The following is a 24,621-nucleotide window of genomic DNA, read 5'->3' as shown; positions in this document are numbered from 1 at the left end:
GGGCTGTCCAGCCGAAGACACCCTCATCCACCGCGACATCAAGATATAAAGATATCTTTATGTCAGGATTGACGACACCCACCCGATGGTGTTGAACCGTCGTGTCGAGGTTCCCCATTCCGCTCGCGGCGATGGGGCTAAGACGGGAAGCCGGTGGTGTCCTTCGGGACAGAATCCGACGCTGCCCCCGCAACTGTAAGCGGCGAGCGGCGGTTCCTTCATGTGTCACTGGGTGCGTGCGCCCGGGAAGGCCGGAACCACCGTGATGACCCGTGAGCCAGGAGACCTGCCTCCGACGCGATAACGTTCCTCGGACGGGGGTTGCTCCGGTGGATCGCGCGCGATGCAGGATTCGGCGGCGACGCCGAAGCGATGCGGCCGTGTGCGCTCTTGCCTTGACCTCTGCCGATACAAGCAGGTGAGTCATGACCGACAGCGACGTCACATTCACGTTCGGCAGCATTCCGTTCGACGAAGAGTATCGCCCCGCCGACGATACGCGGATCACCACCAACTTCGCCAATCTGGCGCGCGGCGAGCAGCGCCGCGACAATCTGCGCGCGACGCTGATGATGATCGACCGGCGGTTCAACGCGCTGATGGACTGGGATAATCCGACCGGCGACCGCTATGGTGTCAGCCTCGATATCCTCTCAATCGGTTTGGACCTGGGCGCCGGCGAACCCGCCTTCCCGCTGATCGAGATGCTCGAAACCCATGTCATCGACCGGCGCAGCGGCACCCGGCTTCCCGGTATCGTCGGCAACAATTTCTCCTCCTACCTGCGCGACTACGACTTCAGCGTCGTGCTGCCCGAGTATCGCCAGCAGACCGGGCAGGGCGAACCGCCGCCGCAGTTCGGCGATCTGCACGGCAAGCTGTTCCGGCATCTGCTGCGGTCCTATGGCTATCGCGCCCGCTGCGGCAAACCGCCGGTCATCTGCCTCAGCGTGTCGAGCCAGGCGGTCTATCACCGCACCGCCAATCTGCACCCGATCCTCGGCATCGAATATCAGACCGAGGCGGCGTCGCTGACCGACGCCTATTTCGCCAAGATGGGAATGACCGCGCGCTATTTCCTGCCGCCCCACGGCGCCGCGCCGCTCGCTTTCTATCATATCGGCGATCTGGTCAGCGATTACAGCAATGGCGAACTCGCCAGCACGATCAGCACGATGGAAAGCTTCCAGAAGATCTACCGGCCCGAGATCTACAACGCCAACGCCGTCGCCGCCGCCGCCTATCGGCCGAGCCTGTCGAGCCAGGATTATTCACTGACGCGCATCGTCTACGATCGCGAGGAACGCAGCCGCCTCGCCGTCGACCAGGGACGCTATGCGCAACAGCATCTGATCGAGCCGCACGGCGCGACGCTCGCGCGCTGGTCCGCGACCTGCGGCCTGTGACCGGCCCGATGCCAGAAGGACAGACCATCATGACCCCCTTTTTGCCGACGACCACCGCGGGCAGCCTGCCCAAACCCTCATGGCTCGCGCAGCCGGAGACCTTGTGGTCGCCGTGGAATCTCTCCGGCGACGCGCTGGTCGCGGGCAAGCAGGACGCGCTGCGCCTCGCAGTCGACGATCAGCGGCAGGCCGGCATCACGATCATCGGCGATGGCGAGCAGACGCGGCAGCATTTCGTCACCACCTTCATCGAACATCTGCGCGGCGTCGATTTCACCCAGCGCGCCACCGTCCGCATCCGCAACCGCTATGACGCGAGCGTGCCGACCGTCGTCGGCGCGGTGTCGCGCCCCGCGCCGGTGTTCGTCGAGGATGCGCGCTTCCTGCGGGCGCAGACCGCCGGGCCGATCAAATGGACGCTGCCCGGGCCGATGACGATGATCGATACGCTCTACGACGACCATTATCATAGCCGCGAGACACTCGCCTGGGAATTTGCCCGCATCCTCAACGACGAGGCCCGCGAGCTCGAGGCGGCGGGGGTCGACATCATCCAGTTCGACGAGCCGGCGTTCAACGTCTTTTTCGACGAGGCGAACGACTGGGGCATCGCGACGCTGGAGCGCGCCGCCGAGGGACTCAAGGCGCAGACCGCGGTGCACATCTGCTATGGCTATGGCATCAAGGCCAATACCGAATGGAAGCAGAGCCTCGGCGCCGAATGGCGGCAATATGAGCGGACCTTCCCCAACCTCCAGCGCTCGACGATCGATATCATCTCGCTCGAATGCCAGAATTCGCGCGTGCCGATGGAGCTGATCGAGCTGGTCCGCGGCAAGACGGTGATGGTCGGGGCGATCGACGTCGCCACCGACATGGTCGACACGCCGGAGGCGGTCGCGGCGACGCTGCGCAACGCCTTGCGCTTCGTCGATGCCGACAAATTGTGGGCCGCGACCAATTGCGGCCTGGCGCCGCTGCCGCGCGCCGTCGCCCGCGGCAAGCTGCACGCGCTGGCGGCGGGCGCGGCGATCGTCCGGGCCGAGCTGGCGGGTTAATCGCGCCTGGCGGTCGCGCTAGCCGCCGAACAGGTGCAGCGCGACCGCGTCGCCCATCGCGCGATAGCCCGCCTCATTGGGGTGGAGGTGGTCGCCGGTGTCATAGGCGGGGAGCAGCCGGTCAGGATGCGCGGGATCGCGCACCACCGCGTCGAAGTCGATCACCGCATCGAAGATGCCGCCGCTGCGGATCAGCGTGTTGAGCCGCTGCCGCGTCGCCTCGGTCGGCGGGGTGGCGTGATAATAATCGTTCCCGACCAGCGGCGTGATCGTCGCGCCGATCAGCGTGATGCCATGCGCATGCGCACGCGCGGCGAGTTCGCGGAAGGCCGCGGCGATCGAATCGTAGAGCGCGCGCTGGCTCACCGGGTCGACGGGCGCCTCGCGCGTCAGCCCGCCGAGATCGTTGACGCCCTCGAACACGACGGCATAGCGGACGTTGGGCCGGGCGATGACGTCGCGGTCGAAGCGCGCCAGCAGACTGGGCCCGAGCCCGTCGGTGAGGATATGGTTGCCGCCGATGCCGGCGTTGACCAGCGCCAGATGCGCGGTGCGGGCATTGCCGCCGAGCCGGCGGGCCAGCACGTCGGTCCAGCGCGTGTTGGCATTGTCGCGGACGCCGCGGCCGTCGGTGATCGAATCGCCGATCGCGACGATCGCCGCATCCGTCTTGCCGCCACTCACCTCGACATCGGCGAGATCCCACCAGCCGCCGATCGCCTGCGCATCGGGCAGCGTCTCGGCGGCGACATGATCGCCGGCGGTGACGTAGTTCGTCGCGCGGGCACCGGGATGACCGGTGTGGCGGATCGGCGGCTTGGCGAGGAACAGGCTGATCGCGAGATCGTCGCCGGCGCGGGTGGCGAGCGGCAGCGGGTCCGAATAGACCTCCGCGCCCGGCGGGATGACGGTGGTGCGCGCGCCGGCGAAGGTCAGCGGCGCGCCGTCGCGTACCGTCGCCGAACCGGGGGCGCCGCGGGCGAGGGCGGCGGCGTCGATGCGGAGCGCCGCGTCACCGGCGACGTTCGACAGGCGGACGCGGACGCGCGTGCCGCCGGCGGAGAGGTGGACGACCTGGCGGATCGTCACCGGGCCGATCGCGGCGATCCGTTCGGCGTCCGCCGCGGTGGCGACCATCTGCGCCGATCCCCAGGCGGGCACCCAACGCGCCATCGGCGTCTGGGCGGAGAGGGCCGTACCGCCCGCCAGCGCCGCGAGCAGCAGCGCCGCGCGTCCGTATCGTCCTGTCATCCGTCTCTCCTGTGTCTCGGCGTTCAGCGCGCGGGTGCCGCCGCCAGCGCCGCGGCGATCGCCGCACGCATCGGCTTGGGGCGGAGCGCGACGTCATAGGGCGTCGGGCGGCGCTTGGCATGGTCGGGGCGCGGCTCGAACCCCTCGATCCAGCTGTGCGCGTCGCTCAATCCCCAGCACAGCACGTCGCGCAGCTTGGGATAGGCGAGCGTCACGTCGAGATAGGCGCGGGTGAAATCGGCGACCGCCCGGTCGCGCGGGGCGATCGCGGCGGGCAGGTGATTGTCGCGCACGTCGAGCTCGGTGATCAGCAGGCCATAGCCCATCGCGGTCACCGCATCGAGGAAGCGCCGCCATTCGCCCTGCAATTGCGCCGCGCTCGCCGTGCCGTCGGGCCCTTGCGTGACGAGATGCGATTGCAGCCCGAGCGCGTCGACCGGCACGTTGCGCCGGCGGAAGCCTTCGAGCAGCCGCAGCACGCCGGCGCGATGTTTGGCGTTGCCGGGCTCCCAGCTCATATAGTCATTGTAGACGAGTTGCGCGTCGGGCGCCGCGGCGCGCGCGGTGTGGAAGGCGAGGTCGAGCGTCGGCTCCGCACCGCCGAGCGCCTTCGACAGCGACGTGTCGTAGAGGGTGCCATCCTCCGGCCGCACCGCTTCGTTGACGACGTCATAGCTGGCGATGCGGCGGCCGTAGCGGTTCATCACGGTGCGGATATGCGTGGTGAGCAGGGTTTCGGCGGCGGCATGCGGCTGCGCGCCGAAATCATAGTCGTTGAGCCAGCGCGGCAGCCATTTCGGTTGATGCCAGAGCAGATTGTGGCCGCGGACCGCGAGATGCTCGCGCTCCGCCCAGGCCATGATCGCATCGAAATGGCCGAAGGCGAAGGTGGTGGGGCTCGGGCGGAGATGTTGCCACTTCATCTCGTTCTCGGCGACGATCAGCCCGCATTGCGCCGCGATCAGCCGCGCATAAGCCGGGTCGGCGAGCGGCACGCCGTTGCGGCCGCCCGCTTGCCACGGCACTGCGCTGCCGAAGCGCAGACCGCGTCGCGCGGCGATCGCCTGGAGACTGTCGGGCGCGGCGGCGGCGAGCGGCGCGGTGGCGGCACTGGCCGCGACCGCGGTGGCAGCGACGAGCAGGTCGCGGCGGGTCGGTGACATGCTCGATCCTCTCTTAATTGTTAGCGCAATCATTCGCGACCCGGACGTCCGCGTCAAGGTACGGAATGGAAAGGATGAAATGCGCCGGCACCGCGGAGGCGAGGGTCAGCGTGCCGCCATGCGCATGGGCGATCTGCCGCGCGAGGCTGAGGCCGACGCCGGTGCCGTCGGGCTTGGTCGTGTGGAACGGGCGGAAGATGCGGGCGACGTCCGCCGCGGCGATGCCGCCGCCATTGTCGCCGACATGGCAGGCCAGCGTCCGACCGTCGACGTGCAGTGCGAGCGTCACCCGCGGATCGGCCGCGCTCGCCAGCGCCGCCTCCGCGGCATTCTGGAGCAGCGCCCAGAGCGCCTGGCTGATCTGGTCGCGGTCGATCGACCAGTCGGGCAACGCCGCCGCGTCGCAGATCAGGCGCACCTGCGGCCAGCGCACCGCGAACAGCCGGGCGAGATCGTCGGCGAGCGGGGCAAGCGAGACTACGCGACGCTGCGGCTCGGGCAGGCGGGCGAGCGCGCGATAGGCTTCGGTGAAGCGCTGCAAGCCTTCGGTGCGGCGGGCGAGCGTCGTCAGGATCTCGCGGAGCAGCGGCAGATCAGGCGCGGGCCGGTCGAGCGCGGCGACGCCGCTGTCGGCGAGCGAGACGATCGGTGCGAGGCCGTTGAGCAGCTCATGGCCGAGGACGTGGATCATCTCGCCGGTGGCGCGCGCCTCGGCGACGCGTTCCTCCTGTTCGCTGTCGACCAGCGCGGCGACGATCCGCTCGCCGCCGCGCGCGGTGAGAACGACGCGGTCGATCCGCCAGCGGCGCTCGGCATGGCGCAGATAGCGGGCATCGCGCGACAGCAGCGCGGGCGGCGGCGGCAGCACCCGGTCGTCGGTCGCGAACATCGCGCGCGCGGCGCGGTTGAGCGCGCGCACCTGCTCCGCCTCGATGCCCAGCATCGGCGTCGGCGCAGCATCGAGCAACAGCCGGTTGGCGAAGGGGTCCGCGACGGGCGGGGCATCGTGGCGCGGCGGCGGTGGTGCGACGACGAGGCTGCGCAACGCGAGCCAGAGCGCGACGAGCAGCGCGCCGCTGACCGATCCCCACAATTGCCAGCGCCACGCCGCCGCGGCGACGATACCGCAGCCGAACAGGGCGAGCGCGGTCGCCAAGGGGCGCGGGATGTCAGAGCCCATAGCGCGCCATCCGCCGGTAGAGTGCGCCGCGGCTGATGCCGAGCGCTGCCGCGGCGTGGCTGACGTTGTGGCGATGTTCGCGCAACGCCGCCTCGATCGTCGCGCGCTCGGCCTGCGACAGCGCGAAGCCCGGCTCGGCGACCGGCGTGGCGGCAGCGGCAGCGGCAGCGGCGGGGGCGGGGGCGGACTCGGGCAGCGCGAGCGAGGCGGCGTCGATCCGGTCGCCCTCGGCGAGCAAAGCGGCCCGTTCCACCGCGAGCGCGAGTCCGCGCACCGAATCGGGCCAGTCGGTGGCGAGGATCAGCGCCGCCGCCGCCTCGGTGAACTGAGCGGATGGGCGATCGAACCGGTCGCAGGCGGCCCGCAGGAAATGGCGTGCGAGCAGCAGCGCGTCACCCGCGCGCGCGGCGAGCGGCGGCATGGCGATATCGAGCGTCGCGATCCGCCGGCGCAGCGCCGGCATCAGCGCGGCCGCATCGTCGACGATCGCGATGCAGCGCGTGTCGGCGGGCAGGCGATCGACCAGCCGTTGCTGCGCCTGCGCGTCGAGCGCGTCGGGGCGGCGCAGGATCAACGTCGCCGGCGCGCCATCGAGCCGCGGCCAGTCGGCGGCGTCGCGCAGGTCGAGGCGCAGCGGCGGCGCCGGATCGCGCGACGCGGCGTGGATGGCACTCGCCGCGAGGCTGCGGCCACTGCCGGGCGGGCCGCTGATCGAGACGCTCGCCGGCGTCGGGCCGACGCGGGCGATCAGCGCGCGCAGCTGCTGCATCGCCGCGCTGTCGCCGATCAGCACCGGCGGCGGCGATCCCGGTACGGTGGGCGCGGCGGCGGCCGCGAGCGGGCCGCGGGCGATCGCCGCGGTGACCTTGGCGATCAGCTCGGCATTGCGCCACGGCTTCATCACGAAGTCGCGCGCGCCGCTCTGCATCGCCGCGACCGCGATTCGGATGCCGCTGTGCGCAGTGAGCACCAGCACGCAGGCGGCAGGATCGGCGGCGATGATCCGCGCAAGGCAGGCGAGCCCCTCCTCGCCATCGGCGCGGCCGGCGGTGAAGTTGAGATCGAGCAGGATCGCGTCGTAGCGGTGGCGGGCGAGCCGCGACAGGCCCTCCTCGGGATCGGCGGCGACGTCGAAGCGATGACCGGCGAGACGGAAGGCGATCTCCATCGCCCGTGCCACCGCGGGATTGTCGTCGATCAGCAGGATGCGCGGGCTTGACGCCTCATCCGACTGTCCATCGCCGGACACTGTGTCCGCAGGCGAACGGTCGGGCGCGCAGGGATCGGGAGAAAATCGTTCATTCATAGTGATTTAGGCTTTTCGGACAGGATCGGCGACACTGTTCGCATGATGACCGAACCCTCGTTACACGCAAATGCTTCTGCCGGCGCGGGGATGGATCGGCGCGTCGCGCCCAGGCCGCGGCCGTGGTGGCGGCGGCGCGTGGTGATCGGCGCGGCGGTCGCGCTGCTGGCGGCGCTGGCGATCTGGCGGCTGCTGCCGGCGGCGGGATCGACCGACATCGCCGCCGCGACGATCGAGACCGGCCCGGTGACGCGGGCGCCCTTCGCCGATTACCTGCCGGTGCGCGCCACCGTCGCGCCGCGGCTGACGACCTTGGTCGGGGTGCTCGCCGGCGGGCAGGTCGAGACGCTGCTGGTCCAGGACGGCGCGATGGTCGCGGCGGGTCAGCCGCTCGCCCGCCTCGCCAATCCCGAACTGCGGCTCGAGGTGCTGACCCGCGAGGCGCAGATCGCGGGGCAATTGGGTGACGTGTCGGGACAGGATCTGGCGATCGAGCGCAACCGGCTCGACCGTGCCGGGCAGCTCGCGCAGGCGCATTACGACCTGATCAAGGCGCGGCGCGACCTGTCGATCCGCCAGCAGCTCTACGACAAGGGCATCGTCTCCGACGCGGGCGTCAAGAGCTTCGCCGAGGCCGCCGCCTATCAGGAACAGCGCGTCAAGCAGTTGCAGGCGGGCGGCGCGAGCGAGGCGCGGATCACCGCATTGCAGGCGGCGCGGCTCGCCGACACGCGGACGCGGCTGTCGGGCAATCTGGCGATGGTGCGGTCGGGGCTCGACGCGCTGGTGATCCGCGCGCCCGCAGGCGGGCGGCTGACCAACTTCACGCTCCAGCCCGGCCAGTCGCTCAAGCCCGGCGACCCCGCCGGACAGGTCGACAGCGAGGGCGCGTGGAAGCTGCTCGCCGATGTCGACGAATATTATCTCGGCCGCGTCGCGGTCGGCCAGTCGGCGCAGGCGGGCGCGGCGCGCGCGACGGTCAGCAAGGTGCTGCCCGCGGTCAAGGACGGCCGCTTCCGCGTCGAGCTCATGTTCGCAGGCCAGGCTCCCGCCGGACTCAACCGCGGCCAGACGATCGATGTCCGCATCACGCTCGGCAGCACGCAGCCGGCGCTGGTCGCGCCGATCGGCGGCTGGCTCGATACCGGCGGCAGTTCGGTGTTCGTGCTCGATGCGGACGGCGGCCATGCGCGGCGGCGCGCGATCACGATCGGCCGGCGCAACGCCGAACAGGTCGAGATCCGCAGCGGCCTCGCCCCCGGCGATCGCATCATCACCTCCTCGACGGCGTCCGTGAAGGGCGACCTCCTCAACCTCCGCTGAAAGGACGAACCCGTGATCCGGCTCGAGAATATCCAGCGCCGCTACGTCTCCGACGAGATCGAGACGACCGCGCTGCACGACATCAACCTGCACGTCGCGGCCGGCGAGTTCGTCGCGATCATGGGGCCGTCGGGGTGCGGCAAGTCGACGCTGCTCAACACGCTCGGCACGGTCGATCGGCCGAGCGCCGGGCGCTATCTGTTCGGCGAACAGGACCTGGCGACGCTCGACGAAGCGGCGCTGGCGCGGTTCCGCGGCGCCCACCTCGGCTTCGTCTTCCAGAGCTTCAACCTGATCGACGATCTGACGATCGAGGAGAATGTCACGCTCGGCCTCGCCTATCGCAAGGAGGCGGTGCAGGGGCGGCGCGAACGCGTCGCCGCGGCGATGGACAAGGTCGGCATCGCGCATCGCGCGCGCCACTATCCCCACCAATTGTCGGGCGGCCAGCAGCAGCGCGCGGCGATCGCGCGCGCGATCGTCGGCAATCCGTCGCTGATCCTCGCCGACGAGCCGACCGGCAACCTCGACACCAGCAACGGCGAGCAGGTGATGAACATCCTCGCCGGCCTCAACGACGACGGCGCGACGATCGTGATGGTCACCCATTCGCCGAGCCATGCCGACATGGCCAAGCGCCGCATCGACATGCTCGACGGCCGCATCGTCGCCTCCGCCGCCCGTGCCCTCTGACCGTCAACGAAAGGCTATCCCCATGCGTCCTCGTCTCACCCTTCTCCTCGCCGGACTTGCCGTGCCCGCAATCGCCCAGGATGCGCCGCCGCGCAGCTTCGCCGTCGGCGCGTTCGACGCGGTCGAGCTGACCGGGGCGGACAGCGTCGTCGTCGTCGCCGGCGCGACACGCTCGGTCGTCGCCAGCGGCGATCCGCGCGCGGTCGCGGCGCTGGCGATCGACGTGCGCGGCGATACGCTGCGCGTCGGCCGCCGTCCGGGCAACTGGCGCGACACGGGCGCGCGTGTCACCGTGACGGTGCCGCAGCTGCGCGCCGCGGCGATCCCCGGTTCCGGCTCGATCCGCATCGCGTCGGCGACCGGCCGCACCTTCACCGGCTCGATCAGCGGATCGGGCACGCTGCGCGTCGACGGGCTCGATGCCGAGGCGGCGCGGTTCGCGCTGCCGGGATCGGGATCGATCGTCGCGGCCGGACGCGCCGGCACGGTGGGAATCGCGCTCGACGGATCGGGCAAGATCGACACGCGCGCGCTCGCCGCCCCGTCCGTCCGCGTCACGATGGGCGGATCGGGCGAGATCGCCGCGACCGCGACGCGCAGCGCCGATATCGATGCCGGCGGCAGCGGGTTGATCCGCATCGGCGGCGGCGGCCGCTGCGCGATCCATAAGAGCGGCAGCGCCATCGTGCGCTGCGGCTGAGCCGGCCCGCCCCTCGCCATGTCGTCCGCCCCTGACCCCCGCTGCCGGCCGCCCAGCCCGCTGCGCGACATCGCCCTGATCGTCGTGGCGGTCGCCGTCGCTGTGCTGCTCGCCCACGTCCATGTCGACGAGGTGCGGCTGCGCTGGCGCGGGTCGGGCGCGATCTCCTTCGGGCGTGCCGGCCATCTGTCGATCGCGATCGATGGGTCGAGCGGCACGCCGCCTTCCGTGACGGAGCCCCTTTGATGAACCGCTTTGCGCTGCTGTCGCTCTATCGTTCGCTGATCCGCCACAAACTCTATGCCGCGCTCAACATCGGCGGCCTGGCGGTGGGGATCGCGGTGTTCCTCGTCCTCGGCCTGTACGTGCGGTTCGAGACGAGTTTCGAACGCTGGCTGCCGAACCATGACCGGATCTATCTGGTCGAGACGGTGTGGGATTTGCCGGGGAGCCCGTTCAATGGTCCGTCGGGCGAGACGATGGGCGATCTGCTCACGCAATTGCGTGAGGATTTCCCCGGCACAGTCGGCACGCGATGGAGCGGCGGACGCAACGGCGGCAGCGTGCTGCGCAACGGCGTCGCGACGCAGGAGGATGTCGCGCAGGTCGATGCGAGCTTCTTCGACGTCTTCGACCTGCCGATGGTACGCGGCAGCGGCCGCCAGAGTCTGGCAACGCCGAGCGGTGCGGTGATCAGCGAGAGCCTCGCCAAACGCTATTTCGGCAGCAGCGATCCGATCGGTCAGACGATGACGATCGTCGGGGAGGGGCCGCAACGTTATCGCGTGACCGGCATCTTCCGCGATCTGCCCAAGAACAGCGAGATGCAGGCGACGATCCTGATCCGCCTGCCGCGAAACCCGCCGAATCCGCAATGGACGCACTGGGGCAGCACGTCGCTGGCGACGTATCTGCGCTTCGACACGCCGGCGGCGGCGCGCGCCTACGAACAGAGGTTGCCGGCGTTCGTCGATCGCCGGGCGACGCATGACATGGGCCCATCGCCGTCCAAGTCGATCGCGATCGCGCTGATGCCACTCGATGACGTGCATCTCGCGCCGAATGTCGGTGAGGGGACGCGGCTCACCGTCGTCACCCTCGGGCTGGTCGGCTTGCTGACGCTGCTGATAGCAATGGTCAATTACGTCAACCTCGCCACCGCCCGCGCCGGCCTGCGCGCACGCGAGGTGGCGATGCGCAAGGTGCTCGGCGCGGATCGCGGGGCGCTAATCCGCCAGTTCCTCGGCGAGGCGGTGCTGACCGCGGGGCTGGCGGCGCTGCTCGGGCTGATCCTTGCCGAACTCGGCCTGCCGCTGGTCAATGCCGCGGGCGGGCTGTCGCTGACCATCCCCTATGCTGTGGTGGTGCCGGCGCTGGTCGCGCTGGCGGTGGTGATCGGCATCGCCGCGGGCTTCTACCCGGCGGTGCTGCTGGCGCGTGTACCGGCGGCGGCGGTGCTCGCCTCGGCGCGCGCGCCGGGCGGTGGCCGTGCGGGGACGCGGGTGCGCGAGGCGCTCGTCGTCTTCCAGTTCGGGCTCGCCATCGCCTTCATGATCGGCACCGCGGTGCTCGTCGCGCAGACCCGCTACGTCCGCAACGCCGACGTCGGCTATCCGCGCGAGGGGCTGATCATCGTGCCCTCGCTCGCCGACCCACAGATCGGCAAGGCCCGCGCGCGTGAGATCCTCGCGACCCTGCGCGCGCTGCCCGGGGTGACCGCGATCGGCACCGCCAACGCCACTGTCGGCGGCAGCGGCAGCTCAAGCAGCGACAACGTGCCGCTGCCGGGGGTCGCCGGGTCAGGGCCGTCGCTCAACTGGGTCGATGTCGGACCGGGGTTCTTCGACACCTATGGCATCACTCCGGTCGCCGGGCGTCTGTTCGACGATGCGCATGCCGCCGACAATCGCGCCAAGCAAAACCTCGGCGTCGGCGTCAACATCCTGATCAGCCGCAAGGCGGTGACGACGCTCGGCTTCCGCTCGCCGCAGGAGGCGATCGGCAAGACGGTGGGTGGCGATCGGCCGCGGACAATCGTCGGCGTGGTGCCCGACATCCGCTTCGTCTCGCCGCACGATCCGATCGCCGCGACCTATTATTATTATACGCCCGACCCGCTCGATCTGAGCTACGTCACGGTGACGTCGCTGCGCTTCACCGGCGATCCGCGCGCGATGCTCGCTCAAGTCCGACAGGTGTGGCAGCGGATGGCGCCGCAGGTGCCGTTTGGGGGCAAGACCGCGGACGAGCGGCTCGCACGCTTCTACGCCGCCGACGATCGCGCCACCCGCCTGTTCGGCATCGGCGCCGGACTGGCGGTGCTGATCGGCTGCGTCGGCCTGTGGGGCCTCGCCTCGTTCAACACGCAGCGGCGGGTCAAGGAGATCGGCATCCGCAAGACGCTGGGCGCCTCCTCCGCCGATATCGTGCGGCTGCTCGTCGGCCAGTTCCTGCGGCCGGTGCTGGTCGCCAATCTCGTCGCCTGGCCGCTCGCCTATCTGGCGATGCGGACGTGGCTGGCGGGGTTTGACGATAGGATCGCGCTGTCGCCGCTCTACTTCGTCGCGGCAAGCCTGATCGCGACGGCGATCGCGGTGCTCACCGTGCTCGGCCAGTCGCTGCGCGCGAGCCGCGCCGCGCCCGCCTGGGCGCTGCGTCACGAATGACGCAGCGCCGACGCGTCAGGGATCGAGCCGGCAACCCGTGGTGCGCACCGGGTTGCAGCGCGCCATCACCCCGCCGGGCAGCGTGACGTGGAAGGCAAGCCCGGCGGGATCGGGTGCGCCGGGGTAATAATCGGTGCTGACCGCCTGCGCGCCGCTCGCCGCAGCGGCTTCGGCCTTGCGCAGATCGTGGCCGCGCGCCTCGACGGTGTTGGCGTCGGTGCGGGTGCGGACGATCAGCCCCGCCTCGACCCAGCGGCGGATCGCCGCGCCGTCGGCGATCGGATCCTGGACGATCTCGATCGGCGCCTCGGGCGCGCCGGCGGGATACCAGCCGAACATCGCGCGCCCGGCAAGCGAGGGATGGCCGGCGCGATAGACCGCGGACACCGCGTCGCGCACGTCGAACAGCACGTAGACGCGCCCCCGCGTCGCCGCGAGCGACGGCCAGCCGTGCGTCGTCACCGCGGCGTGGAGCGTCGGCGCGGCGCCGCGGACTTCGTCGGGGGTGATCAGCCGCTTGCCGGGGAGCGCGGCGCGGATCTCGGCATCGAGCGCGTCGAGCAGCGCAGGCTGGTCGAGCGGCAGCGGCGGGCTCACCCGCCCGTCCTTGTCGGGCGTATCGGCGGCGTTGATCGTCACCATGATCGGCAAATGCCGCGGATGCGCGCGCGACCAGGCGTCGATCTCGCCCAGGCAGCGGCGCAGCGTCACGCAGGTCGAGATATAATCCACGTCCGGAATGTGGAACACCTTGAAGCCGGGGCGCAGCATCGCGGCGCGATCGAAGCCGGTCGCCTCCCCCGCCGCGCGGGCGATCGCCTCACCCTTGGGATCGGCATAGCGGCCGCCGGCGGGATCGGCGAAGATGTCGATCTCGAGTTGGCGCACCCCGGCGTCGAGCTGCGCGGCGAGCGGCAGATGATAATAATCGAGCGCATCGGCGAGCTTCGGATCGCGCGCGCGCAGGCTCCGCATTACCGCCGCCGGGATACGCGCCTTGAAGCTGTTATGCGAGCCGACGACCTGGATGTCGTTGAGGCGCAGCGTCGGGCGCGTCGCGGGAGCGGCCAGCGCGGCTCCCACCGATATGACCGCCGCGGCCAGGGCGATGACCGTGCGCATCAGAATTCCGCCCGGATGCCGAACAGGATCGTCCGGCCGTAATAGTTGATCTCGCCGAACCGCAGGCTGTTGTCATTATACGTATCCTGATGGGCTCCTGCGATGTTGATGCCCTCGAGACTGAGCGTCAGATTCTCGGCGGCACGCACCGACAGCTGGCCGTCGAGCGACCCGAAGGCGGCGACATAGGTCGGTGCCTGCACCGTGCTGCCCGTGCTCGACAGATATTTGTCGCGCCAGACATAGGAGAGCCGCGCCGACAACGGCCCCTTGTCGTAGAAACCGACCAGGTTGAAACTGTTCTTCGACAGGCCGATCAGCTGATCCTTGATGGTCCGCGACCCGGCGGTGTAATCCGCCTTCACTTCGGTGTGGGTGTAGCTGCCCTGCACGCCGAAGCCGTCGAACGGCGCGGGCAGGAAGGTGAAGACCTGGCTGTATGCCGCCTCGGCGCCGTACACCTTGGCGTTGCCGCCGTTGACCGAGCTGGAGAGGCGGACGGTGCCGCGGCCCGGTATGTCGATCTGCGTATTCGACTGGGTGATGTAATCGTCCATCGCCTTGTAGAAGACCGCCCCCGACAGCAGGCCCGACGGCGCGAAATACCATTCCATCGACCCGTCGAACTGGGTGGCGAGGAAGGGGACGAGCTGCGGGTTGCCGCCGCTGGCGGTCGGCGCGTCGGTCGAGACGGTGATGCGCGGCGCGGTGTCGGTGACGTTCGGTCGGGTCAGCACCCGGCTCGCCGCGAGGCGGCCGACGAGTTTCGAAGTCAGGTCGGCGCGCAGGTTGAAGCTGGGCAGGACGTTGTTGAACGTCTTGGGATAGCTGACCGGTGTATAGGTGCTGCCCGAGGTCAGCGTGCCGCTCGCCACCTGATCGGTGTGGACGTAACGCGCGCCGACATTGCCGCTGACCGGGATTTGACCCGCGTCGAACCGGTAATCGGCGCGAACATAGCCGGCCGCGATTTTCTCCGTCACGACGAAGGCCGAGCGGCGGTCGCCCAGCGACAGCGGCGAGGCGGCGATGGCTGGGGTGAAGAAAGTGCCGACATAGGCGTCCGTCACCGGCACCAGCCAGTTGCGGAAGGCATCGCCGCTGACCCCCGACAGGAAATTGTCGTAGGGAAGCTGCTGATAGGCGCCGGCGCCCAGATTGGTCAGCGGCTGGTTGGTGGCGGTGTCGATCAGATAGTCGCGGCGGAAATAGTCGCGCTTGCGCCAGTGATATTCGCCGCCCGCCTGCAGCTTCGACAGGATGCCGTCGAAATCATGCCCGACATCGAGACGCGAGTAGAAATCCCAGTCCTTGCTGTCCTTGGGCGCGATATTGAACTGGTAAAGCTTGTAATTGGCCGGATTGGTGACGTCGATCGGCGTGGTGAAGGTCGGCATGTGCTGATAGCCGCCGCTCGCGTCATAGGTCAGCGGTCCGTAGAAATACGCGCGGCTCCGGACCGTGCCGGTCTTATAGTCCGGGTGGAAGCTGTGCGCAGACGACCAGTTGACGTTGGCGGTGACATGCCAACGGTCCGGGTTCCACGTCTGCTTGAGGCCGGCGGTGATGAGATCGTGGCGATTGAGGCTGTATTCGCGCGACGCCATGAAGCGCGCATTGTTGATCGTCGCCTTGGTGATCGTGTCGCCGACGACGGTATAGCCCGGCTGGAGTTGCGAGGTGGTCTTGATGCCGCCGATGGTGACGCCGCTGTCGTCGGGATAGATGTCGAGGCCGAATTCGTCATAGGCGACGTCGAGGCGGGTCGCCATCAGGTCGATCGTCGTCTGCAGTTCGGGCGTCGGTTGCCATTGTGCGGACACGATGCCGGAGACGCGCTTGCGATCCTCGGTCTCGACGGTCGGGCGCGTGCGGGTCGGCGAATAGAGGCCGGCCGGAATGCTGCCGGCGTTCGGGCCGGTATAGCGGTCGAGCAACCAGCCGAAATTCATGAAACGGTCGTTGCGGACGGTCTTGCCCCAATATTGCGCCCCGGCGAGCACGCCGAACGTGCCGTCGCGGTTCTTCGCGCTGGTCAATACCGTGATGTTCGGGCGCACGTCCTTGGTCTGCGTGGTATAGGTGCCGCGCATGTTGATCGTCGTCTTGTTGCCGACCTCGAGCGGGCGAAAGGTCTTGACGTCGATATTGCCGCCCAGCGCGCCCTCGCTCATGTCGGCGGTCGGCGTTTTCACCACGTCGATGCTCGAGGTGAATTCGGCGGGCAGCATTTCGAAGCGGAACTGGCGGCCATTGGCGCCGCCATTCTCGATCAGATCGTTGAGCGCGACCGAACGGCCGTTGAGCTGCGTGTTCTGGAACTGCGGGCCGAGGCCGCGGACGCTGACGTAAAGGCCTTCGCCGCGCGGACGCGTGATCGCGACGCCGGGGACGAGCTGCAGCGCCTCGGCGACGTTCTGCGTCGGGAATTTGCCGATGTCGGTCGAATTGATCGAATCGACGCCGTAAGCGGCGCGGCGCTTCGTCTCGATGCCGGCGGCAAGGCTGCGCGCGTAACTGCCGTTGACGACGATATCGCCGTCCTCCGCCGGCGCCGCGGCGTCGGTCGCGGTCGTATCGGCAGGAGCGGTCTGCGCAGCGGCGGGTGCGACGGCGAGCGCGATGACGGTGAGCGGCAGCGTGGCGCCGAGCAGGCGCGAAATGCGAGACATGAGTTATTCCCCCCGGCGTTATGCCGTTGGCCGCGCCGCTACGGGGGCAAGGTTACACGCCGGCGTAGCGCCGATGTCGCTTCGGTGACGTCTTTACTAACGTTATGAACGGTATGCTGACGAATTCTGCTGCGGTGCAGCACGCTGATTGCTGGCGTGGAAGTGTTATGGCCGGTCCGGAACCGATCTCCATTGAAAATGCTGAATATTTCGGCGTGGCCACATTTGTCATGGAACGGAAATGCGGCAGCTATGTTGCTGTACCCGAAATAAAAAGGGGAGTTCCGGCGTGAATACCGACCTCGACATGATCGATACGCTCGCGGCGCACGGCGAGCGGCGGCGCGACCGGCGCGCCTTCTTCAAGGCGGCGGTGGGCGCAGCGGCGGTGGGCGCAGGTGCCTTCCTCGTCAGCCAGCAGGCCCAGGCGCAGACGACGCTCACCGACGCAGACATCCTCAATTTCGCGCTCAACCTCGAATATCTCGAGGCGAACTTCTATTATTATGCCGTCTATGGCACCGGCATCCCGGCCACGTCGATCACCGGGGTCGGTACGCCGGTCGTCGCGACCGGTGGCCAGAAGGTGGCGTTCCAGGACAGCCTGCTCGCCGAGATGGCACGCGAGATCGCCGAGGACGAGCTGGCGCACGTCAACTTCCTGCGCTCGGCGCTGGGGTCGGCGGCGGTGGCACAGCCGGCGATCGACATCGGCGTCAGCGCGACGAGCGCGTTCAGCACCGCGGCGCAGGCGGCGACGCTGATCCCGGCGGGTGCGACGTTCAACCCGTACAGCTCGGACCTCGCCTTCCTCTATGGCGCCTTCCTGTTCGAGGACGTCGGCGTCACCGCCTATAAGGGCGCCTCGGCGCTGATCACCAACAAGACCTATCTGGATGCCGCCGCCGGCATCCTCGCCGCCGAAGCCTATCATGCCAGCATGATCCGCACGACCATCGACCAGCTCGGCGGCAATCCGGGGCTCAAGGCATCGACGATCCGCGGTGACACCGAACTCGTCTCCGCGGCGCGCGACAGCCTCGACGGCACCACCGACCTCGACCAGGGCCTTGCCTATGTCAGCTCGGGGGCAGGGGACACGTCGAACATCGTTCCGACCGACGGCAACGGCATCGCCTTCGGGCGGACGACGGGGCAGGTGCTCAACATCGTCTATCTCAACAAGGCGCAGGTCACCGCCGGCGGCTTCTTCCCGGCCGGGGTCAACGGCACCATCCGCAGCAGCGCCAACAACGCTCCCGCGACCAACGGCTGAGCCTCGGCACCAAAGGGGAATTATCATGATCGATCGTGAAACGCTGCTCGAGGTCTTCGATATCGCCGAGCGTCGCCGTACCGAACGCCGCCGCTTTTTGCGCATGGCGGGCACCGCCGCGGCGGTGACCGGCGCCGCCGGCCTGCTCGCCGCCTGTAACAATGGCGACGACAAGGCCATCCCGTCGCCGACACCGACGCCCACGCCGACCAGTTCGCTCGTCGCCAGCGACGTCGACATCCTCAACTTCGCGCTCAACCTCGAATATCTCGAGGCGAATTATTATTCGTTCGCGGCGTTCGGCACCGGCGTCAACGCATCGTCGCAGACCGGTACCGGCACGCAGGGCGCGGTGACCGGCGGCGCCAAGGTGCCGTTCGCCGATGCCTCGGTCGCTGCTTATGCACGCGAGATCGCGGCGGACGAGAACCAGCATGTCCTGTTCCTGCGCCAGCAGCTCGGTTCGGCGGCGGTGGCGATGCCGGCGATCAACATCGACGGGAGCGCGACCGGCGCCTTCACCGCCGCGGCGCGCGCCGCGGGCGTGGTCGATGCGACGAGCGGCACGTTCAACCCTTATGCGTCGGACGAGAACTGGCTGCTCGGCGGCATGCTGCTCTCCGACGTCGGCGTCACGGCCTATAAGGGAGCGGCCTCGCTGATCTCGAGTTCGGTGATCCTCGATGCGGCGGCGGGCATCCTCGCCGTAGAGGCCTATCACTCGGGCCTGCTGCGTACCCTGTTGTATCGCAAGGGGCTGGCGATGCCGACGCTGCGCACCAACGCGGACAAGATCTCGAACGCCCGCGACACGATCGACAATGCGACCGACGACGATGTCGGCATCAGCCCGGTGACGGTCAACGGCGGCACGGCCTCCAGCATCGTCCTCGCCGACAATAACGGCATCGTCTACGGCCGCTCGACGGGCGACGTCCTCAACGTCGCCTTCCTCAACGCCGGCGCGGTGACCAGCGGCGGCTTCTTCCCCGCCGGCGTCAACGGCAACATCAAGGCATCGACCGCCGCCTGATCCTAGACGGCCGGTACGCGCATCTCCTGCGCGTGCCGGTCGATGAGGATCGCGCTCGCCGCGTTGAGCCCGACCAGCTCGACCGCGATGCCGTGGCGGCGCATCCTGGCGACCAGCTCGTCGAGCGTGCCGACGGCGGTGACGTCCCACAGATGCGCCGCGGTCAGGTCGATGCGGACGTTGCGCGCATCGTCCGCCAGATCGAAATGGTCGGCGAAGATCTCCGCACTGGCGAAGAAGATCTGGCCGCTGACGCGGTACAGGCGGGTATCGGTCGCGGCGTCGTAATCGACCGCGACGTGCATCAGCCGCGTCACCTTGAATGCGAAGAACACGCCGCTCAGCAGCACGCCGACCGCGACGCCGGCGGACAGGTCGTGCGTGGTGACGGTGACCGCGACGGTGGCGAGCATCACCGCGCCCGACGTCTTGGGGTGGCTGACGAGGTCGCGCAGCGATCCCCAGGCGAAGGTGCTGATCGACACCATGATCATGATCGCGACCAGTGCCGCCACCGGCACCTGCGCGACCCAGGGCCGCAGCGGCACCATCACGACGAGCAGGAACACGCCGGCGACCAGCGTCGACAGTCGGCCACGCCCGCCGTATCGGACATTGCCGACCGTCTGGCCGATCATGCCGCAGCCGGCGATGCCGCCGAACAGGCCCGCGGCGATATTGGCGAGGCCGAGGCCGCTGCACTCGCGCGCCTTGCTGCTCGTCGTCTCGGTCAGATCGTCGACCACGGTCGCGGTCATCATCGATTCGAGCAGCCCGACCGCGGCCATCGCCAGGGCATAAGGCGCGATGATCGCCAGGGTCTGCCAGTCGAGCGGCACCGCCGGCCAGCCGAATCGCGGCAGCGCATCGGGCAGCCGGCCGAGATCGGCGATGGTGCGCAGCGGCATCGGGACCAGGACGCTGATCGCGGTGAGCACGACGATGCAGATCAGCGGCGACGGCACCGCCTTGGTCACGCGCGGCGCAAGGTAGATGATCGCGAGGCCGAGCGCGATCATCGCATAGGTATGCCAGTCGACGCCGAGCAGCTGCGGCACCTGCGCCGAGAAGATCAGGATGGCGAGCGCGTTGACGAAGCCGGTGCGCACCGACCGCGAGACGAAGCGCAGCAGCACGTCGAGCTTGCACAGCCCGAAGACGATCTGGAGCAGCCCGGCGAGCACCGTCGCGGCAAGCAGATAGGACAGGCCGTGCGCATGAACCAGCGCGGCGGCGACCAGCGCGACCGAACCGGCGGCGCCGGAGATCATCGCCGGGCGGCCGCCGGCGATGGCGATGACGATGCCGATGACGAAGGAGGCGAACAGGCCGACCTCCGGATCGATGCCGGCGACGAAGGAGAAGGCGATCACCTCGGGGATCAGCGCGAAGGTGCCGACCATGCCGGCGAGGATGTCGCGGCGCGCGCCGGCGGCGGTGGTGAACCATTCGGCGCGGTAACGGGAGAAGGATGTCATATATCGAATGTCCGCAGGACCGCTTCCGCCGGACTCGGCGTCGGATGACTAGGAAGCGGATTTGCGTTGTCCGGCGGATCGGCGGCCGGAATAGCCACCCGGATTTGCACCGGGTCCTGGTGAGTGGGTGCCGCTTACGGCCTTATATGCTGCGGTGCAATAGGGCGCGGGGGCGGCCTGTTGCAGCACCCGCTCCCTGCATCAGTCGACCAGACCCGGCCCTTCGATGACGAGCGCCAGCCCGATCGGGTCGCGGGCCGCCGCGGGCAGCCGCACCTCCAGCGCGTCGGCGGTGCGGGTGAAGGCGAGCGGTTCGCCATCGCCGGGCAGCGAGACGCGCCGCACCGTGCCGCGACCGACCGGATTGTCGCGCCCGAGCAAGGTCAGCCGGGCGACGCCATCGTCGGGCCAGCCCAGCACCAGCGCATAGAGCGCCTTGCCGCGGGTGACGTAGCGGATGTCGCGCGCGGTATAGCTGGTGTCGTTGCCGCCTTCCGAGAAGGCGCCGCCGCCCGCCTCGCCCTTGCCCTCGGCGTGGATGCGCCAGGGCCGCGTCGCGTAGATCGCCGCGCCGTTCTTGCGCATCCACGCCCCGATCGTCTCGACGATCTCGCGTTCGCGCGCGTCGATCGTGCCGTCGCCGCGGATCGGCACGCTGAGCATCATATTGCCGTTCTTCGACACCACGTCGCACAGGGTATGGAGCACCTTGGCGGGCGTCTTGTAGCTGTTGTCGCGGAGATATTGCTCGCCGTAGAACCAGTTGCCGAGGCAGGTCTCGGTCTGCCACGGATAGGGATCGATGAACGACTTCTGGCCGCGCTCGACCACGTCGACCAGGCCCATGCGCCGCTGCGGCGGGGTCTCCTTGGCGGTGACGACGCCCTCCAGCCGGCCGCCGCGCCGTGCCATGTTGCGGTTGAGGAAATAGGCGGCGATGTCGAGCCCGGTCTGCTGCAGCGGCAGATCGTGGTTGTCGAAATAGAGCATGTCGGGATCGTACCGGTCGATCAGCTCGCGGCAGCGCAGCGCCCAGCGGCGGGCGTATTCGGGATCGGGCGGCACGCCCTCGTTCCACAAACCGTCGGTGGCGGCATGCCACGCGCCTGCCTCCGCCAGCGAGCCGATGCCGTCGGGCATCGCCATCGACGCGCCGGTATAGAGCTGCTGCGGATCGAGCCCGTCCCACCATTGGCCGCGGCCGTCGCCCGGGGTCAGCGTCGCCGCGTCATAGCGCTGGCCGCGGCGCGGACCGACGGGATCATAGTCGTACGCGATCTGGTTCCAGTGCCAGGCATGCGCGCTGTGGTTGGAGACGGCGAAGCGCAGCCCGCGCTCGCGCGCCAGCTTCGCCCAGGTACCGACGATATCGCGCTTCGGGCCGATCCGCGTCGCATTCCACGGCTGATGCGTCGAGGCATAGCAATCGAGATTGTCGTGGTGGTTGGCGAGCGCCATGAAATAGCGCGCGCCGGCCGCCTTGTAGAGATCGAGCAGCTCGGCCGGGTCCCAATGTTCGGCGCGCCAGCGGTTCTGGATCTGCATGAAGCCGGTGTCGGCGGGGTGGCCGTAGGTCTTCAGGTGATGGTCGTAGGTCGGGTGCCCCTGCAGGTACATGTTGCGCGCATACCAGTCGTCACCGATGCCGGGGACGGAGGGCGCGGCCCAATGCGCCCAGATGCCGAACTTGGCGTCGCGGAACCAGTCGGGGGCGGAATAGCCCGCGGTCAGCGATCCCCAGTCGGCGGTGAAGCGCGCCGGCGCGGCGACCTTGACCGCGCGCAGCGCGCTGCGCGAGGGCGAAGGGGTGGCGGCAGCCGCGATCGGTGCCGCCTGCGCGAGGCCGAGCGCGGCGCTGCCGGCGAGGAAGCCGCGACGGTCGACGCTCATCGCTGGCCCAGCGTCTTGGCGATGGCGGCGAGCGCGAGCGGGCGCATCACCGCATAGCCTGCCGGGGTCGGGTGAACGCCGTCGCTGGCCAGCCCCGGCTTCATGCCCCCCGCCGCATCGGCAAGCGCGGCATGATAATCGACATAGGTATAGCCATGCGCCTTGGCATAGCCGCGCAGCCAGCCGTTGAGCGCGGTGATCTGCGGCACCGGGCGCTTGTCCGGGCTCCACGGAAAGGCGGCGGCGGGCGGGACCGAGGCGAGGATCACCTTGATGCCGTGCGCATGGGCGAGTTCGGCCATCGTCTCGATATTGCCCTGGACGGTCTCCATCGTCGCCGCGCCGGTATTGCCGGCGATGTCGTTGGTGCCGGCCATGATGTGCACGGCCTTGGGATGCAGGGCGAGGACGTCCTGGCGGAAGCGCAGCAGCATCTGCGGCGTCGTCTGCCCGCTGATGCCGCGATCGACCAGCCCCTTGGTGAACAGCGAGGGATCGGCACCGATCCAATTGTCGGTGATCGAATCGCCCATGAAGACGACGCGCACCGGTTCGGTCAGCGCGGCATTCTGCGCGCGGTAGCGGCAGAGCTGGCCGTGGTCGCGGGTCAGCATGTGCAGGTTCCACATCTGCCAGCCGGCGCCTTCCGGCTTGGGGTGGACGGGGCAGGGGTCGGCGACGATGCCGACCGGGTCGCCGGCATAGGGATCGCCGGGGACGTTGGTCTGCGCCGCGGCGGGGCCGGCGATCAGGAGGGCGGCGAGCAGGGCGTAACGCATCAGGGCTTCCTTGTGCTGGGGCGGGCGAGCGCCCGGTCGATCGCGGCGCGCGCGACCGGCGCCATGAGGGCATAGCCGACGGCGAGCGGGTGGATACCGTCGGCGGTGAGATCGCGGCGCATCATCCCGTGATCGTCGGACAGGACCGCGGGATAATCGGCGAATGCATAGCCGCGGCGGCGGCAGAAGTCGCGCAGCCAGGCATTGAGCGTGCGCAACTCCGCGGGCTTGCGTTCGCGCACCACGTCGCGCGCCGCCGGGGTATAATCGTTGACCGGGAGCAGCGCGCCGAACACGACGGCGATGCCGTGCGCATCGGCGATATCGGCCATCGCCTGCCAATGTTCTTCGATCTGCTCGGGGGTTTCCTGCTGCAGCACGCCCTGCACGTCGTTGACGCCGGCGAGGATCACCACCGCGGCGGGGCGCAGCGCGACCACGTCGGGATAGAAGCGGAGCAGCAGCTGCGCGGTGACCTGTCCGCCGATGCCGCGGTTGTCATAGGGCTGACCGGGAAAGCTGCCGGCGAGATTCCACCGGTCGGTGATCGAATCGCCGAGGAAGACGACGCGCCGCTCGCCGGTGCGCGGCGGCGGCAATGCGGCATTGGCGGGGGCGTAGAGATAGCGTTCGCCGAAATCCTCCATCAGCACCGGCACCAGCCGGTCGCGATAGGGACCGAGCCACGGCCCCCAGTCCTTCGCCACCGCGGTGCGGCGCGGCGGCGCGCTCTGATAGTCCTGCGCCTGCACGCCCGTCGCGAGCAGCGCACCGGCGAGGACGAGCGCGCGGATCACGCGGCGTCGGCGGGCGGCGTCTCGCCGACCAGCGCCGGGTCGAGCGCCTGGGCGATCGCGGCGGCGGCATCGCGCAGCGCGGCCTCGGTCGCATCGATGCCGACGAGCGCACCCGGCCCGTCGACGAACGGGATGGTGAGCGCCGCGCGCGCCGCGCGATGCGACAGGATCGGCACAGACAGATCGGTGATGCCGGTGAGCAGCGGGCTCGGCGTCGCACCGCCGCCCTCGGCGAGGATCGCCGCGAGCTGCGCCGCCAGGGCGTCGTCGTCGATCGCATCGCCGGTGGCGCGCACCTCGTCGAGCATCGCGGCGCGCTGCGCCTCGGGCTGGAAGGCGAGCAGGATCCGCCCCGAGGCCGACCGGTGCAGCGGTCGCCGATAGCCGATCCGCACCGCGAAACCCGACAGGCCCGGCGCCTCGACCCCGGCGATCACCACCATCTCCGCGCCCGAGACGACGGCGAGGTGGCAGCTTTGCCCGGTCTGCCGCGCCAGCGCGCGCATCACCGGCAGCGCGCTGCTGACCAGATCGCGGACCGGCGGCTGCCCCATGCTCAGCGCGAACAGGCGGTTGGTCAGCCGATAGCCATCGTCGCCGCGCGCGATATAGCGATGCGTCTCGAGCACCTGCAGCATGCGGAAAATCTCGCTGACCGACCGGCCGAGCGCGGTCGAGACGTCGGACATCGTCAGCGGAACACTCGACGCGGCGAGCAGCTCGAGGATTTCGAGCCCCTTGGTCAGCGCCGGCGCCTGATAGCGTGCCTTGTCCGTCATCCACCTCCCCCGGCATTTGGCGCCTGATCCGGCGCTTATCGGCCTATGC

Annotated in this window: 21 protein-coding genes, 1 riboswitch and 1 other annotated feature; of the genes, 10 read left to right on the top strand and 11 right to left on the bottom strand. The window is 69.3% G+C overall.

The features are described from left to right. The first annotated feature begins 90 nt into the window (after positions 1-90). Positions 91-309: riboswitch (cobalamin riboswitch) on the top strand. Positions 310-425: 116 nt separating this feature from the next. Beyond that, complete coding sequence (locus PBN85_RS17205; RefSeq protein ID WP_271299745.1) at positions 426-1,406, top strand: putative oxygenase MesX; 981 nt, start codon at positions 426-428, stop codon at positions 1,404-1,406. A gap of 29 nt (positions 1,407-1,435) precedes the next feature. Next, positions 1,436-2,464, top strand: a complete 1,029-nt coding sequence (locus tag PBN85_RS17200; RefSeq protein WP_271299744.1) for a methionine synthase — start codon at positions 1,436-1,438, stop codon at positions 2,462-2,464. Between the two features lie 18 nt (positions 2,465-2,482). On the opposite strand, the gene PBN85_RS17195 is transcribed toward PBN85_RS17200, so the two are convergent. The 4 genes from PBN85_RS17195 to PBN85_RS17180 are packed head-to-tail and all read right to left on the bottom strand — an operon-like array spanning position 2,483 to position 7,307. Beyond that, complete coding sequence (locus PBN85_RS17195) at positions 2,483-3,715, bottom strand: SGNH/GDSL hydrolase family protein (protein ID WP_271299743.1); 1,233 nt, start codon at positions 3,713-3,715, stop codon at positions 2,483-2,485. 23 nt (positions 3,716-3,738) lie between these two features. Beyond that, positions 3,739-4,878, bottom strand: a complete 1,140-nt coding sequence (locus tag PBN85_RS17190) for an endo-1,4-beta-xylanase (protein WP_271299742.1) — start codon at positions 4,876-4,878, stop codon at positions 3,739-3,741. Between the two features lie 13 nt (positions 4,879-4,891). After that, a complete protein-coding gene (locus PBN85_RS17185) occupies positions 4,892-6,058 on the bottom strand; it encodes a sensor histidine kinase (protein WP_271299741.1) in 1,167 nt (388 codons plus the stop codon). Further along, entirely contained in the window at positions 6,048-7,307 is a 1,260-nt protein-coding gene (locus PBN85_RS17180; RefSeq protein ID WP_271299740.1) for a sigma-54-dependent transcriptional regulator, read from the bottom strand. The genes PBN85_RS17185 and PBN85_RS17180 overlap by 11 nt, the downstream gene beginning before the upstream one ends. Before the next feature lie 147 nt (positions 7,308-7,454). Here PBN85_RS17180 and PBN85_RS17175 point away from each other — a divergent pair, with 147 nt between their 5' ends. The 5 genes from PBN85_RS17175 to PBN85_RS17155 are packed head-to-tail and all read left to right on the top strand — an operon-like array spanning position 7,455 to position 12,746. Next, the gene (locus tag PBN85_RS17175; RefSeq protein WP_271299739.1) at positions 7,455-8,687 is read left to right on the top strand and encodes an efflux RND transporter periplasmic adaptor subunit; all 1,233 of its coding nucleotides are present in this window, start codon (positions 7,455-7,457) and stop codon (positions 8,685-8,687) included. Between the two features lie 12 nt (positions 8,688-8,699). Further along, a complete protein-coding gene (locus tag PBN85_RS17170; protein ID WP_271299738.1) occupies positions 8,700-9,380 on the top strand; it encodes an ABC transporter ATP-binding protein in 681 nt (226 codons plus the stop codon). A 22-nt stretch (positions 9,381-9,402) separates the two neighbouring features. Next, the gene (locus PBN85_RS17165; RefSeq protein ID WP_161773135.1) at positions 9,403-10,080 is read left to right on the top strand and encodes a head GIN domain-containing protein; all 678 of its coding nucleotides are present in this window, start codon (positions 9,403-9,405) and stop codon (positions 10,078-10,080) included. Between the two features lie 18 nt (positions 10,081-10,098). After that, positions 10,099-10,326: a hypothetical protein gene (locus PBN85_RS17160; protein ID WP_271299737.1), complete on the top strand. Its 228-nt coding sequence runs from the start codon at positions 10,099-10,101 to the stop codon at positions 10,324-10,326. Beyond that, entirely contained in the window at positions 10,326-12,746 is a 2,421-nt protein-coding gene (locus PBN85_RS17155) for an ABC transporter permease (protein ID WP_271299736.1), read from the top strand. Before PBN85_RS17160 ends, PBN85_RS17155 begins: the two co-directional genes overlap by 1 nt. A 15-nt stretch (positions 12,747-12,761) precedes the next feature. On the opposite strand, the gene PBN85_RS17150 is transcribed toward PBN85_RS17155, so the two are convergent. Then, positions 12,762-13,868, bottom strand: coding sequence for a Ca2+-dependent phosphoinositide-specific phospholipase C (locus PBN85_RS17150; protein WP_271299735.1), 1,107 nt, complete (start codon positions 13,866-13,868; stop codon positions 12,762-12,764). Next, positions 13,868-16,540 (bottom strand): TonB-dependent receptor, encoded by a 2,673-nt coding sequence (locus PBN85_RS17145; RefSeq protein WP_271299734.1) that lies wholly within the window; start codon positions 16,538-16,540, stop codon positions 13,868-13,870. Before PBN85_RS17145 ends, PBN85_RS17150 begins: the two co-directional genes overlap by 1 nt. A gap of 104 nt (positions 16,541-16,644) precedes the next feature. Here PBN85_RS17145 and PBN85_RS17140 point away from each other — a divergent pair, with 104 nt between their 5' ends. From PBN85_RS17140 to PBN85_RS17130, 3 genes are read left to right on the top strand one after another with little or no spacing between them, the layout of a single operon-like run. Beyond that, positions 16,645-16,833 (top strand): hypothetical protein, encoded by a 189-nt coding sequence (locus PBN85_RS17140; protein ID WP_271299733.1) that lies wholly within the window; start codon positions 16,645-16,647, stop codon positions 16,831-16,833. A 14-nt stretch (positions 16,834-16,847) separates the two neighbouring features. Beyond that, positions 16,848-17,816, top strand: a complete 969-nt coding sequence (locus PBN85_RS17135) for a ferritin-like domain-containing protein (protein WP_152542332.1) — start codon at positions 16,848-16,850, stop codon at positions 17,814-17,816. Positions 17,817-17,841: 25 nt separating this feature from the next. Further along, positions 17,842-18,849, top strand: a complete 1,008-nt coding sequence (locus PBN85_RS17130; protein WP_271299732.1) for a ferritin-like domain-containing protein — start codon at positions 17,842-17,844, stop codon at positions 18,847-18,849. A 2-nt stretch (positions 18,850-18,851) separates the two neighbouring features. Here PBN85_RS17130 and PBN85_RS17125 read toward each other — a convergent pair whose 3' ends face one another. The 5 genes from PBN85_RS17125 to PBN85_RS17105 all read right to left on the bottom strand — a co-directional run bounded on the left by PBN85_RS17125 (position 18,852) and on the right by PBN85_RS17105 (position 24,572). Then, positions 18,852-20,327 carry a SulP family inorganic anion transporter gene (locus PBN85_RS17125; RefSeq protein ID WP_271299731.1) on the bottom strand — a complete coding sequence of 492 codons (1,476 nt, stop codon included), beginning with the start codon at positions 20,325-20,327 and terminating at the stop codon, positions 18,852-18,854. A 64-nt stretch (positions 20,328-20,391) separates the two neighbouring features. Continuing rightward, positions 20,392-20,447, bottom strand: a sequence feature (sul1 is cis-regulatory element that is thought to sense ions involved in sulfur or methionine metabolism; They are found in Alphaproteobacteria). An 81-nt stretch (positions 20,448-20,528) separates the two neighbouring features. Beyond that, the gene (locus PBN85_RS17120; RefSeq protein WP_271299730.1) at positions 20,529-22,217 is read right to left on the bottom strand and encodes an alpha-L-fucosidase; all 1,689 of its coding nucleotides are present in this window, start codon (positions 22,215-22,217) and stop codon (positions 20,529-20,531) included. Beyond that, positions 22,214-22,996: an SGNH/GDSL hydrolase family protein gene (locus PBN85_RS17115; RefSeq protein ID WP_271299729.1), complete on the bottom strand. Its 783-nt coding sequence runs from the start codon at positions 22,994-22,996 to the stop codon at positions 22,214-22,216. Before PBN85_RS17115 ends, PBN85_RS17120 begins: the two co-directional genes overlap by 4 nt. Beyond that, positions 22,996-23,793, bottom strand: a complete 798-nt coding sequence (locus tag PBN85_RS17110) for a GDSL-type esterase/lipase family protein (RefSeq protein ID WP_271299728.1) — start codon at positions 23,791-23,793, stop codon at positions 22,996-22,998. Before PBN85_RS17110 ends, PBN85_RS17115 begins: the two co-directional genes overlap by 1 nt. Then, on the bottom strand, positions 23,790-24,572 hold the full coding sequence (locus tag PBN85_RS17105) for an IclR family transcriptional regulator (RefSeq protein ID WP_037535298.1): 783 nt from the start codon (positions 24,570-24,572) through the stop codon (positions 23,790-23,792). Before PBN85_RS17105 ends, PBN85_RS17110 begins: the two co-directional genes overlap by 4 nt. Between the last annotated feature and the right edge of the window lie 49 nt (positions 24,573-24,621).

This window comes from Sphingomonas sp. CV7422 (genome assembly GCF_027945725.1).
Lineage (GTDB): Bacteria > Pseudomonadota > Alphaproteobacteria > Sphingomonadales > Sphingomonadaceae > Sphingomonas > Sphingomonas kyungheensis.
The sequence above is the reverse complement of the archived record's forward strand: the minus strand, read 5'-3'. Positions and strand labels throughout refer to the sequence as shown.